Raw genomic sequence first — 15,929 nt, 5'->3', positions numbered from 1 at the left:
TCCCGGTTTATATTCTTTATATTTAGCCCTTGCTCTCCAGCCCGTATAACCTGGAGTACTTCTCCTTCAAATACCTGACATAATATTCCGGATTAAAATCCTCCCCGGTCACATCCTTCAGTATCTGACGGCTGTCTTTTAACTTACCATACTGATGAATGTGTTCCCTGAGGTAATCCCGTATCACATCCACCCTGCCATCCTTAAGCAGGCTGTCAAAATCCATGATTTCCTTCATATGATAATATAACTGGGCTCCAAAAGCGCTGCCCAGGGCATAGGACGGGAAATATCCAAAGGATCCCTGGGACCAGTGGATGTCCTGGAGCACTCCCTCCGCCGGGTTCTCTGGACGCACGCCCAGATACTCCTCATATTTGTCAGCCCAGAGCCGGGGCAACTTCTCCACGTCCAAATCTTCCTCTATCAGCATCTTCTCAATCTCATATCGAATCAGCACATGGAGACTGTAGCTCAGTTCATCGGCCTCTGTGCGGATTAGGCCCGGAGTCACTTTGTTGACCGCCTCCACGAACTGGTCCAGGTTCACCTTGCCCAACTGTTCCGGAAACATGGCCTGCACCCTGTCATATATGGGAACCCAGAAGGAACGGCTGCGCCCGATAATATTCTCAAAAAACCGTGACTGGGACTCATGCATCCCCATGCTGGCCCCCTGGCCCACAGGCGTGAGCGTCAGGTCATCCCCTATGCCCAGCTCATAGATGGCATGCCCGGCCTCATGGATCACAGAAAACAGGGAACTGTCCACACAGTCCGTGTAATGGGTGGTGATGCGCACATCCTTGTTGTGAAGGTTGGTGGTAAAAGGATGGGCGCTGACCGCCATAACGCCCCGGTCAAAGTCAAATCCCACATATTCCGCCAGGAACCGCCCCAGCTCCTCCTGCTTTTCCTCCGGGTAATCGCCCTTTAGGAAGGAATCCTCAATCATCTTTCCCTCTTCCATCACCTTTTTGAGAAACGGCACCAGCTGTTTTTTCAGCACACTGAAAAACCGGTCCAGGTTCTCCATGGAAAAACCCTTTTCATAGTCATCTAGCATCACATCGTACAGCTTCTTTCCATCCTTTGCCCTGTAACCCGCAAACTTTTTCTGGAATCCGATGACCTTTTCAAGGGTTGGGGCAAACGCTTCAAAATCCTGGTCCTTTTTGGCCCTGGCCCAAACGCTGGTAGCCCTGGCTGTGAGACGGGCGAATTCCTGGTATTCATCCTGGGGAATGGGGCAGATCTGTTCCCTCTCTTCCAGCAGCTCCCTTACATTGGCAGCCTCTGCCGTGGTCAGGCTTTTATCACCCCGGCATTTCTCCAGCAGTTTTTTCATCTCATCGCAGGTCACTGCCTGAAAATATTCCCCTGACAGAACCCCGATCACCTTGGAGGTAAGCTCTCCCGCTTCCCTGGGGGCCAGTGTCTCATTATCCCACTCAAACAGTGTCATGGCTGTCTTGATGGCCATGGCCTTATCCATATATGTCTGTAACTCACCGTACGCTTTGCTCATTGTTTCGCTCCTCTCGCATTTTGTATTCTCCGGATGATTCATTTGACTCGTTCGCCCAGTACAGGTGTAAAGCACTCTAAACAAGTTTCTCCTGTATTTTTATTATTACTCACAGCAGAAAAAAATTACCGTTGACCTGTCATGAATCTATTTAATTATAGTGCGGTTCCGGTTGGTATTCAATGGGAAAAGTCATGCGGGACTGCTACAAAGCGATTCCATTCCACAATAATATCTGGTTGACGGACAGGAATACCACCCATAAAACCGCTACCCATCCAATTACTGTGGTCACCTTACTATTTTTATGTTTTCCCAATACACTCTCTTTACTGCTCAAAAGCATCAACATCACGGTTACCAGAGGCGCTCCGATAATGGTAGCTCCCTGAGCCATGATTGTCAGCTGAATGGGATTGGAGCCAAATATCAGTCCCACGCAGGCTCCCAGGGCAATGATGATGCTTGAGAACATCTTTACCCAGAAATCATTGATGGTTTTTCCTAATTTCAGTGAGTCTGCAAGGAACGTTCCTCCAATAACCGCATTTGCTATCACAGAAGAGAATACGGCCGCAAAAAATCCAAGCAGAAAGAGCCCGTTTGCAAATTCTCCCAGTAAAGGTTTCAGCAGTGCCGCGATGGATAGAACACTGGTAATCTCCGCTCCTTTTGGCAGGATGGTGGCTGCGGTTATCAGTATGATAGCTGTAATACATGACAAAATGATAATTCCGGCCGTGGAATCCCGTCCTGCCTTATCATAATTATCCATGGTCCACCCCTTCCCCTGAACCAGATAACTTTGGCAGGCAGCTCCTGCTATACTGAAGGTAGTTGCAGACATTGACACGATAATCTGCCATCCGCTTACCTTGCCCGGGATAAATCCCAAGGCCAATTCACCGTAATGAATCCGGCCAAAAAAGAATACAATATTACCGGCAAAGCAAACAAGCATGATGAGTACCATCACTGTCATTATTTTTTCCAGGAGCTGATAAAAACTGCTGGATCTCCAAATCAATACCATGATTATCAAAAAGCTGACAATAATCCACACTTTTATTCCCATAAACGGAAACAATGCGTTTAACGCAACCCCTGTGTTAATGTTATTCCCGGCTTGAAATCCTGTACAAATCAAGGAACAGCACAGTCCAAACAAAACTGCCATGCCTCTTGAATAATTGTCCTCAATATGTCCCAGCATACTCTTCTCGCCCACACAGCCGATTTTAGCCGCTATCTTTGTAAAAGTTATCATAAATACAGCCGCCAGCGCCAATACCCACAGATATGAATATCCAGCCGATGCCCCTGCTTTGGATGCTGTTATGATGCTTCCCGCGCCAAATACCGTTGCTGCTATGATGAGCCCTGGACCCAGGGATGATATCAGCTGCCTCAGCCAGCCCCCTTCTCGGTCCGTTTTCTTATCTCTGTTCCCCATACCATATTCTCCCTTCTGCCTGCTTATATATCAAGGCCCCATCTATCCAAATTGCCTGCAACAAATATATCATCATTCCATTGGGGGTACATCCTGTATATCCGGTTGATTTCCTCTATCTGTTCCTGAGATATGGTCTCCTTTGGATCCAGACACAATGTGTTTTTAAAGATCCCTTGTCTCCTAAGTATCTCATGGAGTCCGGGGATACATCCTCCAAACTCATGAGCCGCATCAAAAAATGCTCCGTTAATATCCGTTAGCTCCGCTGCCTGCGTTAATAAATCTGCGGGGATGCAGTCCTGTCCCTGTATATGCTTAACCTTTTCAAACAGCTCAACTGCTTTTTTCGTCCATACGCACCAGTGTCCCAGCAATCCTCCCCTAAAACCAATGTTCCGTTCAACTCCATCCACGGTAAAGCGGTAGGGCGTTAAGAGGTCCACAAGCAGATTATCGTCATTACCGGTGTAAAGCGCGATTTTCTCTTCCCGTCCTGAGAAAGCAACGGCGCGCATCACATCAACCGTAGAATACCGGTTAAAGGAAGCACACTTTATGGCTACTACATTGGGAATCCTGCAAATGTTTTCCCAATACCTGTATGTAAACCGCCTGCCCCCCACTGCTGTTTGAAGATAAAAACCAATGACGGGCATGATTTCAGCCACAGCCTTTGTGCGTTCCAGAAGTTCCTCCTCTGTCAAATGCCCTAAGCCGCCAGGGCTTAAGAGTACTGCATCGTAACCCATCCTTTTTGCCAGAACAGCCTCGCTCACAGCCTGGTCTGTCTCACCGCATACCCCGCTTATTTTTACAATGGTCTTTTTATGCTTCTCTTCAAAACGTCCTATTTCCTCTGAGACAAGCTGGAGAATACGCTCCAGGAACCGGTGCTCCGGATTTCTGATTGCAAACTGGGTGCTGTGCACTGCTGTTGCGATGCCGCCCACTCCTGCGTCCAGATAATACCGAATCAGAATCTTCTGGGTTTTTTCATCCATGCTGCGGTCCTCCTTCAAGGCCAGAGGCGTGGCTGGTATGAATGTTCCTTTTGAAAGAATCTTTAATGCTTCTTCATGTCTGTTCAATTTAATAGCGCCCCCCTCTCTCCTCAAAATGCGTGGGCAGTCCAAGGTTTCTGCCTCCATCCGCCACCCATTCTGCCTGCCAGCGTATCAACGTGTCTGCCGGAACAGCAGGATATCCGAATTGTTCCATTGCCTGCGATGCGTTGTTCAGATAAGCGTCATTGCCTTCTTCCCCCTCAAATATTGGTTCCCTGTCCAAAAATCCACCTATTTTCTCAGCCGCTTTTCTTACAGAAATCACCTCTGGACCCGTGACATTCATTATCTTTGGGGGATTGGATGCATGAAGAAGGCCTCTCACCCCAATCTCAGCAGCACTACCCTGCCAGATGCAATTAAAGCAAGGGGTAGTTACAGAAATGGGAGTTTGGTTCATAATCTTATCAGCAATATCAGCCAGTACCCCATATCTTAAATCCACCGCAAAATTTAATCTGTACATAAATACCTTGGTACCGTAACGGCTGGAGTAATATTCAAAAGTACGCTCTCTTGCAAGACAGCTCTGGGCATATTCCCCCACCGGAGCCACCTTATCCTTTTCCGTACATCCGCCGGATGCCAATGGCACCATAGGATAAATATTGCCGGATGAAAATACCACAATCCTTGATTTTTTATATTTCTCCCCTACAAATGCAGGCAATACGGAATTAACTCCCCAGGTCATCCATTCCTGTCCGTCCGTACCGAATTTTCTCCCTGCCATGTAAATAACATTCGGGACTTCCGGAAGATTTTCTAATTGTTTCAAATCCTGTAAATCCGCCTGGATCATTTCCACATGATTTTCTTCCAGATATTTTCTTACCTCAGGATCATGGAAACGTGATACGGCGATCACCTTCTTATGAATGCCTGCCCTCTCCATGGCCTTGCTGGCCAAAACGCAGATTGTGTGTCCCATTTTCCCGCCAGCTCCCAAAACCAAAATATCGCCATCAATCCGTTTCATATCCTCCACCATTGCCAGTGTTGGTTCTGTCAATACATCATTCAGCTTTTTCTCTGTCCACATATGCTTGCTCCTTTCCATCCGGATATTCCTATACCCGCTTCTGTCACAATGACAGCATCCTTTTGCCTGTATTTTGCTTATATTTAATACAGGTGCTATGCCATACCCCTTCAAACCTTAGTTTGCATTTTTTCGCCCCCTCCTTTTATATATAACTAGTTAGTTAGTTTTTATATAAAAACATAAGCCGAAACCGGCTCAGTCTTTTTTTATATAAGAAACAACCATCTTGGTTACCTGCTTGATTCGTCTTTCAATCTCATCATTCTTATCCAAATCTTTTTTTAAAATCTGTTTTAAGGTCCAGCGGTTGGAAAAATAGTTAAAGCTGCATGCAATCAATGTCTGGAATATATCTTCTTCACATACCTGTTCCGAAATTTCCCCTGCTTTTTTCCCTTCCTCCATTATCTTTCCCAATTCCAATCGGATGGGGTTTTTTACATCCCCCAGCTCCTTTTCCTGGAAATAATATCCGTAATTCAGGTTTTCCCACATGACCATCCTGACATAGGAAGGATTATCGCGAAGGAAATAAAAATAAGTCCTCACCAGATCCGTTATCTCAGATATACAGTTCTTCTGATTACATATGACCAAATCTTCACTGTCTCCCAACCTGTCGTAAACATTTTTAAGAACTGTTTTATACAGTTCCTCTTTATTTCCAAAATACTGGTAAATCATACCTTTATTAATCTTTGCCTTGGCAGCAATCTCGTCTACCCGCGCTCCATATATTCCCTTTTCGGAAAATTCCTCTTCTGCTGCCTTTAATATGGCCTGCTTTGTCTGGGTGGATTTTATCTCTTGTTTCGTCATGAATTCCTCTTTCTCAAAAACTAACTGGTTGGTTATATTATATAAAAGAATGGCAGCAATGTCAATACATTGATTCAAACATATTACGCAACCTCCCCCGCTTCCCATCCCCCACATAAAAATGAGCCGCCCACAATCCCTCGGCAGCTCATCCTTTCTTTTCTTTCTAACAATTCCCTCACTGCGCCTGAGCAGCCTCAGTTCCGCCTTCCACCGGAACCAGGCCCGCAGCCACATATTTCTTCTTATATACAACAGTAGCCACGCCATTGATGACTCCGACCACCATAATCGCGATGATGTAAATAAAAATCCTTGTATATCCGGCGTTGCCGCAGGTGTCCAGCCAATGGCCGTACATGGCTGCCTGGAACAGATCCGGGCAGAATCCGATGGCGCAGACAACGCCGGCAGTGGACGCCGCATAGCGCCTGGGTATTTTCACCTCAGACGGCACCGCAAACATGGCGCCTCTTGCAATATGTACCATAAAACCAATCACCAATGTCATAACAGTCAGAAGGACTGACGGCACCCCTGCGGGCATGAACATGAAAATCAGGGTGATGACGGCGCCGCAGGCCAGAACAGTGGCTATGACCGATGACACGGAATGAATGCGGTCCCCCATATATCCGCCCAGAGGAGCTCCCACAATACGGATTCCATACGTCCTGATGATGGCGATGGCCCCGGATCCCACCACAGTTGCCCCCAGCACATTTGTGAAATACGGGGTAAAGTATGACAGTGTCTGGTATGTGGAATATGTGGCAAATACCGCTATGCCCGCAAACCATGTGCGGGGATCCTTAAACACTCCCGCCCATTCCTTCATGGACAGCTTGGTCTCCTGGCCGCTGTCCCCTCCGTCCTGGCCTTTCCCTGCCTTTTCAGGGTCAGGCAGCAGGAACACCAGGGCAATGGTTGCAATAAGCCCGACTGCTCCGTAGCTTATGATGACCGCCTTTAATCCTGCCACGCCTCCCATGGCTCCCACTGCCACCTTGGCATAGAGGCCCAGGGCAATAAAATTGATAATAACGCTTGCCAGGCCGCAGGCTGACTCCGTAAATCCGAATATGGTGCCCTGGCTTTCCTCATCCCCCACCAGACGCACCAGCTTTGTATGTGCCGGAAAATAGAGGATTAATCCCGCAACAGCCAGGCCCGCCCAGATAAAGATGGCAAAGGTGTAGCTCATATTCATGGCCAGGAGAAAATTCAGGGCGCAGGTGATGAACATTCCCAGAAGATAGACCTTTTTTGTGTTAAATTTATCGCTTAACGCGCCTCCAAAGGGCGCCAGCAGATTTCCGATTCCGAAAATGGCAATCAGGAAGCCCAGCTGCGTATTGGTGGCGTGAAGGGCGCCTGCAAGATCATCATAAAATACATACTGTACAAAAGGTGTGGCATACACAACCGCAAATGCCAGACCCATAAAAAATACGATTAAAAGCTGTTTACCGGTGATTGAGACCTTTGAATTAGACATAATAACCCCTCCTGTTTATTTACCTGATTGGGCTGCCAGGCAGGCCAATGCAATGGAATTCAGTTTGATTTCTGCTGTGTCGGAACGCGACCCCAGGATAACGGGGTTGGAAGCTCCCAGCACAATACCGCCCCATGGGCTGCGGCAGAGATGTATCCATGACTTGCCCATGATATTGCCCGCCTCTATGTTGGGGAATATGACCAGATCCACATCCCCTGTAATCCTGCTGTCGATTTTCTTGTGGGCCGCTGACTTTGGGTCAAATGCAACGTCAAATGCAATGGGACCTTCTATGATGCATGGAAGAAATCCCTCTTCGTTTTTAACCGCCTCTACCAGACCGGCCGCATCCGTGGTGGAAACCACCTTGGGGTCCACCATCTCGTTGGCCGTGAGCACCGCCACCTTGGGATTCTGTATTCCCATATTTCGGACCGCGTACAGAAGGTTCTTAAGTATATCCTTCTTCTGCTCCAGGTTCGGGGCCACATTGATGCCGCTGTCGGAACAGAACAGCAGCTTGTGATAGCCCGGCGCCTCGTAGACAGCCATCATGGACAGCAGCCGTCCGGTACGAAGCCCCCATTCCCTGTTGAGGATTCCCCTCATATAGACGCTGGTATTGACAAGCCCCTTCATCAGTACCTGGGCGCTGCCGTCGTGTACGGCCCTGACCGCCCGCTCCACTGCCTCCTCCTCCGTGCCGGCCTGAAGGATTTCCAGAGGCTTAAGCCCTATGTGGCCGCAGAGTTCCTCTATCCTTTCCCGGTCTCCTGTCAGCACGGGTTTTATAAATCCCTGGTCCGCTGCTGCTTTTACCGATAAAAGCACTTCCTGGTCAGCCGCCTGGGCCACGCTTACCACCAAAGGCTCTGATGACCTGACCCGCTCCTGTAATTCTGCAAAATTCTTTATCATGGTTTATTTCTCCTCAATATATATTATCTTAATTGGCCAGCCCTAATCATCAGCTTAATTTATGGCTGTGAATCAATCTATGGCACAGGCTCTTTTTCTCTTCCGCGCCAACCTTCAGCACATAGATGCCGAACATGGCCAGGACAATGGATAAAACAGGGTTTACATAATTCAATACTGCATATTTCCAGTACTGGGACACGCCCACCCCAAGGGTGGAGAGGATAAATACGCCGCTGGTGGACCAGGGAATAAATACCTGGGTCAATGTGCCGCCTTCTTCCAGCAGCCGCGAGAGCATTTCCGGGCGCAGTCCCCTTTCCCTGAATGCTTCCTTATATAAACTGCCGTTTACCACGATGGAGAGGAATACCTCCCCCATGGTAAGGGTGCCGAAGGTTGTGCTGGCTATGACCACCGGCACCATCATCCTGTCGCTCCTGACCCGTTTAATAATAACCTTCACGATTTGGGGAAGATACCCCACATGCTCCATAACACCCCCGAATGATATGGCGATACAGGACAGGGAAAATGTATACATCATACTCTGTATTCCGCCCCTCAGCAGCAGCTTATCCACCAGCTCCACACCGGTGGATTCCGCATAGCCGTAATTGAGTCCGGCCACCACCTCGCTCATGGGACAGCCCTGATAGAACACTGCCACCAATACAGCCAGGACCGTGCCGATGGCCATACTGGGAACTGCGGGATATTTCATCAGGTTCAGAATCAGAAGCACCGCCATAGGCATCAGCACCAGGGGGCTTATGTGAAACCGGCCGCCGATGGTATCCAGAAACAGGTTTACAGTATCCATGCTGAAATTCCCTCCGTGATAGGATAATCCCAATACTGTAAATACTGCCAGAGTAATGATATAGGAAGGAAAGGTAGTCTTCCACATAGCCCCAATATGGGCATACAGCGTGGTTCCCGCTGCTGCGGGGGCCAGGTTGGTGCTGTCTGATATGGAAGACATCTTATCCCCGAAAAATGCCCCTGATATAACCATGCCCGCGGTGAGAGGCGCAGGTATCCCCATACCTGCCCCAATTCCCATCATAGCCAGTCCCATGGTGCCCACGGTTCCCCAGGACGTGCCGATGGATATGGATGTAAGACTGCACAAAAGCAGGCCTATGGGAAGGAAATAATCAGGGATAATATATTGCAGTCCGTAGTAAATAAGGGCCGGCACGGTTCCTGAAAATATCAGCGAACTGATTATGATACCGATAAATATAAATATGATCATGGCTGCCAGGGCCTGGCCCAGGGATTTCTTCATACAGTCCACCAGGTCCATGAAGCTGTAGCCCAAAGGCACCGAAGCAATGCACACCACGGCCAGGGCGCAAAGCAGCACAATATGTATGTCATAATCAAGCAGCACAACCCCCAGCAGTAAAACCGCAATGGCTGCCCCAAACACCAGGAAGGACATGACGGCCCCCGGCTGTCTCTTTTCTTTGTGGTCCTCGCTCAATGAATCCACCCTCTTCCTCTCATATGGCCAAATCACTCATATTCCCTGGGTTCTTCTTCCCCCTTAAGCACCCTCAGCGCCCCAAGGGCCAGGGCTGTCATTTCGAATTCCCCTGCCACCACTTCCACCGGCGCAAGGAATCCCACCATACGCCTGATTTCATCTGTCACATACCGGGAATGGGCTATGCCTCCTGTCAGTACAATGCAGTCCACCTTTCCTTCAAAGACAGCCGCATACGAACATATCTCCTTTGCCACCATGTACACAAACGCTTCATAGACCAGCTTTGCCGTCTCGTCCCCAAGTCCCATCCGGCGTTCCACCTCACCGGCATCTTTTGTGCCCAGGTAGTCATACATGCCGCCGGTGCTGCTGATTTTGGCCACCATCTCTTCACGGGTGTATTTTCCGGAATAGCACAGCTCCACCAGGGGGTAGGTAGGAAGTCCGCCGCTCCGCTCCGGAGAAAAGGGACCGTTGGTCCTGCCTCCGCTTCCATCTATCATCTGGCCGTTTTTGTGGGCCACCACGGAGTTTCCGGAACCCAGATGGGCTATGATCAGACTGCTCTCCTCATACTTCTTTCCGATACGCTCCGCTGCCCATCTGGCCACAGCTTTATGGTTCAGCGCATGAAACCAGCTGGGACGCTCCAGGTCGGAAATGCCTGATATCCTGGCCTTCGGCATCAGCTCATCCACCGAAACAGGGTCCACCACAAAAGACGGCACCCCAATCTGGTCTCCGATGCTTCTGGCCAGGGCCGCTCCCAGGTTAGAAGGATGCTCTCCGTGGACCGCATGTTCCAAATCCTCCAGCATCCTCTCATTCACCCGGTATGTACCGCCCGGTATAGGGTTCATAAGCCCTCCCCGCCCAGCCACTCCGGACAGCTCATGTATATCCACGCCTTCTTCCTCAAGCGTTTTAAGGATCAGCCCCTTCCTGTAACCGAACTGGTCAAATACATGGCTGAACCCGCTTAACTCCTCCTGGGTGTGAATAATGTTCTTTTTGAGCACCTGTTCCTCATCCTCAAATACAGCGATTTTTGTGGATGTCCCTCCAGGATTGATGATTAATAGTTTCATTGAAAATTACCCCTCTTTCCGTCTGGTGGTTTAAATGTTGTTCTATTGTACGGAACACCGTTCTGTAAAAGAGATAAAAAAGAAAGGAAACTCAATCCGTTCCTTTCCCCTTCCTGTATCAAATCACATACAGCAATGGTTATAGACAGCATAATAGCATAGCTTTCATGTGTTGTCAAATATTTTTTGTGCAATTTATCTTTTCCCCTCTGCCGCGCCTGGCAGGCAGACGTAAATATCCCTAAAAATTCCCAGATATATCCCTGGCGGTATTGCAGACAGCCTCAATCCTGTCCTCTAAATCCGAGGAGTTCATACGGCTGGTGGGGCCGGAAAGACTGATGGCCGCAACAGCCTTTTTATTGCGGTCAAGGATAGGGGCTCCTATGCAGGTAAGGCCCATCTCCTGCTCCTCATGGTCCATGGCGTAACCCCTGCGCCGCACCTTGTCGATTTCCTCCTTCAAATCCTCATAGGAAAGAATGGTGTTTACCGTATATCGGGTCAGCTCCCGTTCCTCATAGGGTGCCCAGTCTATATTATCACCAAAGGCCAGAAGGCATTTTCCAACCGCAGAGCAATGGCACTCACTGAGGGAGCCTACCGGCGGGTTCACGGTCAAAAGCTGCTGGTCGCTCATCTCCTTCAGTATAATGACACTGTGGTATACATCGCCGGGATTATGCTCTAATATGGACACGTTCACCACCTCATGGTATTTCTGGTGCAGCCTGCGGGCATAAGGCCGTATAACCTCCTGGATTCCCATTTTATTCTCCACGCTCTTTCCCAGCACAAACAGCTGGCTTCCCAGCCAGTACTTCTCTGTCTCCGGGTTCCTGCTCACAAATCCTCTGGCTTCCAGAGTGGATAAGGTGCGGAACACCGTACTCTTGTAAACCCCCATATCAGAAGCAATCTGGGTTATACCCACTTCCCTGCCCTGCTTATTTAAATAAATTAACAGTTCCAATGCCCGGTCCAATGCCTGGATCGTATCAGCCATCCTTTGTTTCCTCCTATATTCCAGTTACATTCCGTATCCTGTATGTATCCAAACCATCTGATAATAATTAAAAACCATTTTTTTAACGATGTCAAGGATAAACGGTGTTTGTGCACTATTCATATATTTGGGCTTTTATTTTTGTCTAAATAGCAAATAGTCTCCTACTTGACAATTAAAATGCAGCAGATGTATAATTCCATTTAACGGAACAACGTTCTATACAGCAGAACACAAAATATTGACAGGAGGATTAATTATGAAGGTCACGGTAAATAAAGACCGCTGCAAGGAATGTGGATTATGCATCCACCACTGTCCGAGAAAGGCTATCAGCAAATGTGATGTCCTGAATGCCAACGGTTACTATCCGGTCCAGGTGGACGACGAGGCGTGTATTGCCTGCGGAATGTGCTACATCACATGTCCGGACGGCGTATTCCACGTATCAGGAAATATAGAAGGGGAGGTTAAATGATTCATGGCAGAGATGATGAAAGGCAATGAAGCCATTGCAGAGGCAGCCGTCAGGGCTGGAGTTAAATTCTATGCAGGTTATCCCATTACACCGTCCAGCGAGATTATGGAATATTTATCCTGGCGTCTCCCGGAAGTGGGCGGCAGTTTCGTGCAGGCGGAAAGCGAGCTGGCAGGCATCAACATGGTAATCGGCGCAGCCGCGTCCGGAGTCAGGGCCCTGACCGCTTCCTCCGGCCCAGGCATATCCCTGAAACAGGAAGGCGTATCCACCCTGTCCGACGAGGGCCTGTCCGCGGTTGTCATAACCCAGGTAAGATACGGCAACGGGCTGGGCACCCTGCTGTCCGCCCAGTGTGATTACAACCGTGAGACAAGAGGCGGCGGCCACGGCGATTACCGCTGTCTGGTATTTGCCCCTGCTTCGGTCCAGGAATTCGTGGACCTGATGCGCCCGGCTTATGAGCTGGCAGAAAAGTACCGCGTGGTATCTGTCATGATGGGCGAAGCCACCCTGGGCCAGATGATGGAGCCGGTAACCCTTCCCGATTTCGTGGAGGCAGAGCGCACCCCATGGGCGTTAAACGGCCATTATACATATAAAAAAATCGGTATCTTTGAGCGGGACTCCATGAAGGAAGCCGTGGAGCTGGTAGACAAATATAACACTATCAGGGAAAATGAGCAGCGGTGGGAAGATGAGGGACTGGAGGATGCGGACTATGTATTCGTGTCATACGGAGTTCCGGGCCGCAGCACCCTTGGCGCTGTCCGCGAGCTGAGGGCCCAGGGAGAAAAAGTGGGAATCATCCGCCCCATCACGGTCTGGCCGTTCCCGGAAAAAGCATTTTACAAAATCAATCCCAACGTAAAGGGAATCATCACCGTGGAGGCCAATGCTACGGGCCAGCTGGTGGATGACGCTGCCCTCTACACGAAAAAGGCGTTAAAGGAGCGCAATGTGCCGGCCTACGCCCTTACCTATGTGTTTGGCACGCCAACCATCCGCAATATCAAAAAAGACTATTTTGAAGTAAAATCAGGCAGCAAAAAGGAGGTATATTAAAATGTCAGCTTCCAATAAAGAAAGAAAAGTCCCTGTTCTGGTAGATAAGCCAATGGACTTCTGCCCGGGATGCGGCCACGGAATCATAAGCCGCCTCATCATGGAGTGTCTGGATGAACTGGAGCAGAGTGATAACATCATCTTCCCCATTGGAGTGGGATGTTCCTCCAATCTGGGTGCAGGCCTGGAATGCGACCGCCTCCACTGTTCCCATGGACGGGCAGGCGCAGTGGCCACCGGCATGAAGCGGGTCAATCCGGATGTCCTCATCGTATCCTACCAGGGCGACGGCGACGCCTACAACATAGGAATCGCGGAAACCTTCAACGCGGCATACCGCAATGAAAACATAACTGTTATCGTTGTGAACAACACCAACTTCGGCATGACCGGCGGTCAGATGAGCCTTACCACCATGGAAGGCCAGAAGACCTCCACCAGCGTGCATGGACGTGACTGCAGCGTCACCGGTTATCCCCTGCGTTTTCCTGAGATGGTGGCCAGGGAATTCCCCGGCGCTGCCTACGCGGCCAGGGGCACAGTGACCAGTCCTTCCAAAATCAACCAGCTGAAGGGTTATATCAAAAACGGCCTCCAGGCGCAGATGAATCATGAGGGATACTCTGTCATCGAAGTGCTCTCCCCCTGTCCGGTGAACTGGGGACTTACCCCGGTAAAGGCCATGGAGCGTATTGAAAGCGAACTGGTCCCCTACTATCCATTAGGTGAATTCAAGAAAAGAGAGGTGCGTTAATCATGAAGGAAATCGTATTTGCAGGTTCCGGCGGACAGGGTGTATTGACAGCCGGGCTAATCATCTCTGATATTGCGGCCACAGAGGGCATCAATGTGACCTGGGTCCCCTCCTACGGCTCCGCCATGCGCGGCGGCACTGCCAACTGCACGGTGAAATACTGTGAGAATACCATTTATAACCCATCCCAGGAACAGCCTGACCTGCTTCTGGCCATGAACAGCCCATCCTTTCACAAATTCCTCCCCCTGGTAGCGCCCGGCGGGGTGGTGGTAATCGGCGACCTGGTGGAGATACCGGAGGATGCCCGGAAGGACGTGACCTATGTGCGTGTGCCGGCCACCAGGATTTCCACTGAACTAAACAATCCCAAAGGCGCCAATATTGTCATGACAGGCGCCATCGTAAAGCTCATGGGTGACTTTACCAAGGAGGCAGCCATCGCAGCCATGATCCATATGTTTGAGAAAAAGGGAAAATCCCGTTTTAATGAAGCCAATGAAAAGGCATTCAACGCCGGGTATGACGCGGTGGAAACACTGGCTTTGGATTCCTGCGTAAGATAAATGATTTTGAGGCATCCGGGAGGAATACCAACGGTTTCCCTCCCGAATGCCCCTCTATTCATACAAATAGTGATATGTAATACGGCCTTTGCAATCCCTGTTCCATCAGACCGCCATTTCTGATGGGGCAGGGTTTTGCAATTGGCAAACCCTCTGCCCGCTTATTGGCAGGTCTGCATGATACCGTATCACCATTACATAAGGTATCTGTCACGCAGGATATCCATTACACAAGATACCCCTTCATCAATTCATCCACCGCTTCCTGATCTCCTCTGGCCGCATTTATTTCCAAGGACCAGTCCAGTCCCCTGTACTTCTCACAGGAGGAATCATGTTCAATAAAATCGATCATTTTGTCTACCATTTCCTCAGGCCAGACCGTGCTGTCAATTTCAGCCGCACTGTATGTTCCCTGTTCCAGCATGGCAAAACCAAATATATCCTTGGCATGTGATTTTTCAGCGCTGTTGACCAGCTCCTCCACAAGATATGCGGGGATAAACAGGATACCGCTGGTGGTGCCCATGACAATATCGCCGGGCATACACACTGCCTTGCCAATCTTTGCAGGTCCGTTATAGGATGTCATCAGGCATTCCCTGATGGGGGTGGGGTCTGTTCCCCTGTAATAAACCTGGGTGTCAATCTTCTGCATCTGCTCGATATCGCGCACGCCTCCCCATATTACAGCGCCCCCTGTCCTGGTCCTGACATTGATGGCTGTGGTCAGATTCCCGCCTACAAATGTGCCGTTCCAAACCTTGTCAAACATGTCGGCAACCACCACATCCCCTTCCTGCAGGTGGTCAACCACCCACTGGTTGCATGTACCCTGATACCCTCTGGCATCCCCTTCCGTCCTGACAGCTTCCATTAAATCAGGTCTTGTGGGCATAAAGACAGCCGTTACAGCCCTTCCTACCAGTTTCAGTCCGTCGTGCAGCTTCTTCATCTCACCCTCAAACTGAAACTTGTAGTCCTTAAGAAATAAAGGCAGCCATATCTCCTCAATTGTCATGGTCCGCAATTTATCCAGAAGATAGTCCGGTACCCTGGGCCTTCCGTCTTCAAAGCGCTCTCCCTTCCACCGGCTGGTCAACTCTATAATCTGATCTCTTGTATAATAAATCATATTTTCCC

The 15,929-nt window shown here is 49.5% G+C and carries 15 protein-coding genes; 4 read left to right on the top strand and 11 right to left on the bottom strand.

Features of this window, described 5'->3' with window-relative positions; all coding sequences use genetic code 11:
* Positions 1–22: 22 nt before the first annotated feature.
* From CGC65_RS05685 to CGC65_RS05640, 10 genes are all read right to left on the bottom strand, one after another.
* Complete coding sequence (locus tag CGC65_RS05685) at positions 23–1,528, bottom strand: carboxypeptidase M32 (protein ID WP_002567889.1); 1,506 nt, start codon at positions 1,526–1,528, stop codon at positions 23–25.
* A 205-nt stretch (positions 1,529–1,733) separates the two neighbouring features.
* Positions 1,734–2,981 carry an NRAMP family divalent metal transporter gene (locus tag CGC65_RS05680; protein WP_002567890.1) on the bottom strand — a complete coding sequence of 416 codons (1,248 nt, stop codon included), beginning with the start codon at positions 2,979–2,981 and terminating at the stop codon, positions 1,734–1,736.
* A gap of 23 nt (positions 2,982–3,004) precedes the next feature.
* Positions 3,005–4,072, bottom strand: a complete 1,068-nt coding sequence (locus CGC65_RS05675) for a dihydrodipicolinate synthase family protein (RefSeq protein ID WP_146111401.1) — start codon at positions 4,070–4,072, stop codon at positions 3,005–3,007.
* Position 4,073: 1 nt separating this feature from the next.
* Entirely contained in the window at positions 4,074–5,090 is a 1,017-nt protein-coding gene (locus CGC65_RS05670; protein ID WP_002567892.1) for an NAD-dependent epimerase/dehydratase family protein, read from the bottom strand.
* 198 nt (positions 5,091–5,288) lie between these two features.
* A complete protein-coding gene (locus CGC65_RS05665) occupies positions 5,289–5,990 on the bottom strand; it encodes a TetR/AcrR family transcriptional regulator (RefSeq protein WP_227123748.1) in 702 nt (233 codons plus the stop codon).
* A gap of 100 nt (positions 5,991–6,090) precedes the next feature.
* A complete protein-coding gene (locus tag CGC65_RS05660; protein ID WP_002567894.1) occupies positions 6,091–7,410 on the bottom strand; it encodes an MFS transporter in 1,320 nt (439 codons plus the stop codon).
* Positions 7,411–7,425: 15 nt separating this feature from the next.
* Entirely contained in the window at positions 7,426–8,331 is a 906-nt protein-coding gene (locus CGC65_RS05655; RefSeq protein ID WP_002567895.1) for a phosphate acyltransferase, read from the bottom strand.
* A 49-nt stretch (positions 8,332–8,380) separates the two neighbouring features.
* Positions 8,381–9,832 (bottom strand): Na+/H+ antiporter NhaC, encoded by a 1,452-nt coding sequence (nhaC, locus tag CGC65_RS05650; protein WP_235622297.1) that lies wholly within the window; start codon positions 9,830–9,832, stop codon positions 8,381–8,383.
* A gap of 23 nt (positions 9,833–9,855) precedes the next feature.
* Entirely contained in the window at positions 9,856–10,917 is a 1,062-nt protein-coding gene (gene buk / locus CGC65_RS05645) for a butyrate kinase (protein ID WP_002567897.1), read from the bottom strand.
* 241 nt (positions 10,918–11,158) lie between these two features.
* The gene (locus tag CGC65_RS05640) at positions 11,159–11,923 is read right to left on the bottom strand and encodes an IclR family transcriptional regulator (protein WP_002567898.1); all 765 of its coding nucleotides are present in this window, start codon (positions 11,921–11,923) and stop codon (positions 11,159–11,161) included.
* A 259-nt stretch (positions 11,924–12,182) separates the two neighbouring features.
* Between CGC65_RS05640 and CGC65_RS05635 the strand changes: the two genes are divergently transcribed.
* Genes CGC65_RS05635 through CGC65_RS05620 form a run of 4 tightly spaced genes read left to right on the top strand, consistent with a single transcriptional unit; the run spans position 12,183 to position 14,786 of the window.
* On the top strand, positions 12,183–12,401 hold the full coding sequence (locus CGC65_RS05635) for a 4Fe-4S dicluster domain-containing protein (RefSeq protein WP_002567899.1): 219 nt from the start codon (positions 12,183–12,185) through the stop codon (positions 12,399–12,401).
* A gap of 3 nt (positions 12,402–12,404) precedes the next feature.
* Positions 12,405–13,466, top strand: coding sequence for a 3-methyl-2-oxobutanoate dehydrogenase subunit VorB (locus CGC65_RS05630; RefSeq protein ID WP_002567900.1), 1,062 nt, complete (start codon positions 12,405–12,407; stop codon positions 13,464–13,466).
* A gap of 1 nt (position 13,467) precedes the next feature.
* Positions 13,468–14,220 carry a thiamine pyrophosphate-dependent enzyme gene (locus CGC65_RS05625; protein WP_002567901.1) on the top strand — a complete coding sequence of 251 codons (753 nt, stop codon included), beginning with the start codon at positions 13,468–13,470 and terminating at the stop codon, positions 14,218–14,220.
* A gap of 2 nt (positions 14,221–14,222) precedes the next feature.
* Complete coding sequence (locus CGC65_RS05620) at positions 14,223–14,786, top strand: 2-oxoacid:acceptor oxidoreductase family protein (protein WP_002567902.1); 564 nt, start codon at positions 14,223–14,225, stop codon at positions 14,784–14,786.
* 226 nt (positions 14,787–15,012) lie between these two features.
* Here CGC65_RS05620 and CGC65_RS05615 read toward each other — a convergent pair whose 3' ends face one another.
* On the bottom strand, positions 15,013–15,921 hold the full coding sequence (locus CGC65_RS05615; protein WP_002567903.1) for an RraA family protein: 909 nt from the start codon (positions 15,919–15,921) through the stop codon (positions 15,013–15,015).
* Between the last annotated feature and the right edge of the window lie 8 nt (positions 15,922–15,929).

Source organism: Enterocloster bolteae, assembly GCF_002234575.2.
Classification (GTDB): Bacteria; Bacillota; Clostridia; order Lachnospirales; family Lachnospiraceae; genus Enterocloster; species Enterocloster bolteae.
Note: the sequence above shows the minus strand (reverse complement) of the source record. Positions and strands in the feature narration are given on the sequence as shown.

What these genes read in the sequence shown, in the direction of transcription:
- CGC65_RS05685 (WP_002567889.1), bottom strand. Translation starts at nt 1,528, where the DNA reads ATGAGCAAAGCGTACGGTGAGTTACAGACATATATGGATAAGGCCATG.
- CGC65_RS05680 (WP_002567890.1), bottom strand. Translation starts at nt 2,981, where the DNA reads ATGGGGAACAGAGATAAGAAAACGGACCGAGAAGGGGGCTGGCTGAGG.
- CGC65_RS05670 (WP_002567892.1), bottom strand. Translation starts at nt 5,090, where the DNA reads ATGTGGACAGAGAAAAAGCTGAATGATGTATTGACAGAACCAACACTG.
- CGC65_RS05660 (WP_002567894.1), bottom strand. Translation starts at nt 7,410, where the DNA reads ATGTCTAATTCAAAGGTCTCAATCACCGGTAAACAGCTTTTAATCGTA.
- CGC65_RS05655 (WP_002567895.1), bottom strand. Translation starts at nt 8,331, where the DNA reads ATGATAAAGAATTTTGCAGAATTACAGGAGCGGGTCAGGTCATCAGAG.
- buk (WP_002567897.1), bottom strand. Translation starts at nt 10,917, where the DNA reads ATGAAACTATTAATCATCAATCCTGGAGGGACATCCACAAAAATCGCT.
- CGC65_RS05640 (WP_002567898.1), bottom strand. Translation starts at nt 11,923, where the DNA reads ATGGCTGATACGATCCAGGCATTGGACCGGGCATTGGAACTGTTAATT.
- CGC65_RS05635 (WP_002567899.1), top strand. Translation starts at nt 12,183, where the DNA reads ATGAAGGTCACGGTAAATAAAGACCGCTGCAAGGAATGTGGATTATGC.
- CGC65_RS05630 (WP_002567900.1), top strand. Translation starts at nt 12,405, where the DNA reads ATGGCAGAGATGATGAAAGGCAATGAAGCCATTGCAGAGGCAGCCGTC.
- CGC65_RS05625 (WP_002567901.1), top strand. Translation starts at nt 13,468, where the DNA reads ATGTCAGCTTCCAATAAAGAAAGAAAAGTCCCTGTTCTGGTAGATAAG.
- CGC65_RS05620 (WP_002567902.1), top strand. Translation starts at nt 14,223, where the DNA reads ATGAAGGAAATCGTATTTGCAGGTTCCGGCGGACAGGGTGTATTGACA.
- CGC65_RS05615 (WP_002567903.1), bottom strand. Translation starts at nt 15,921, where the DNA reads ATGATTTATTATACAAGAGATCAGATTATAGAGTTGACCAGCCGGTGG.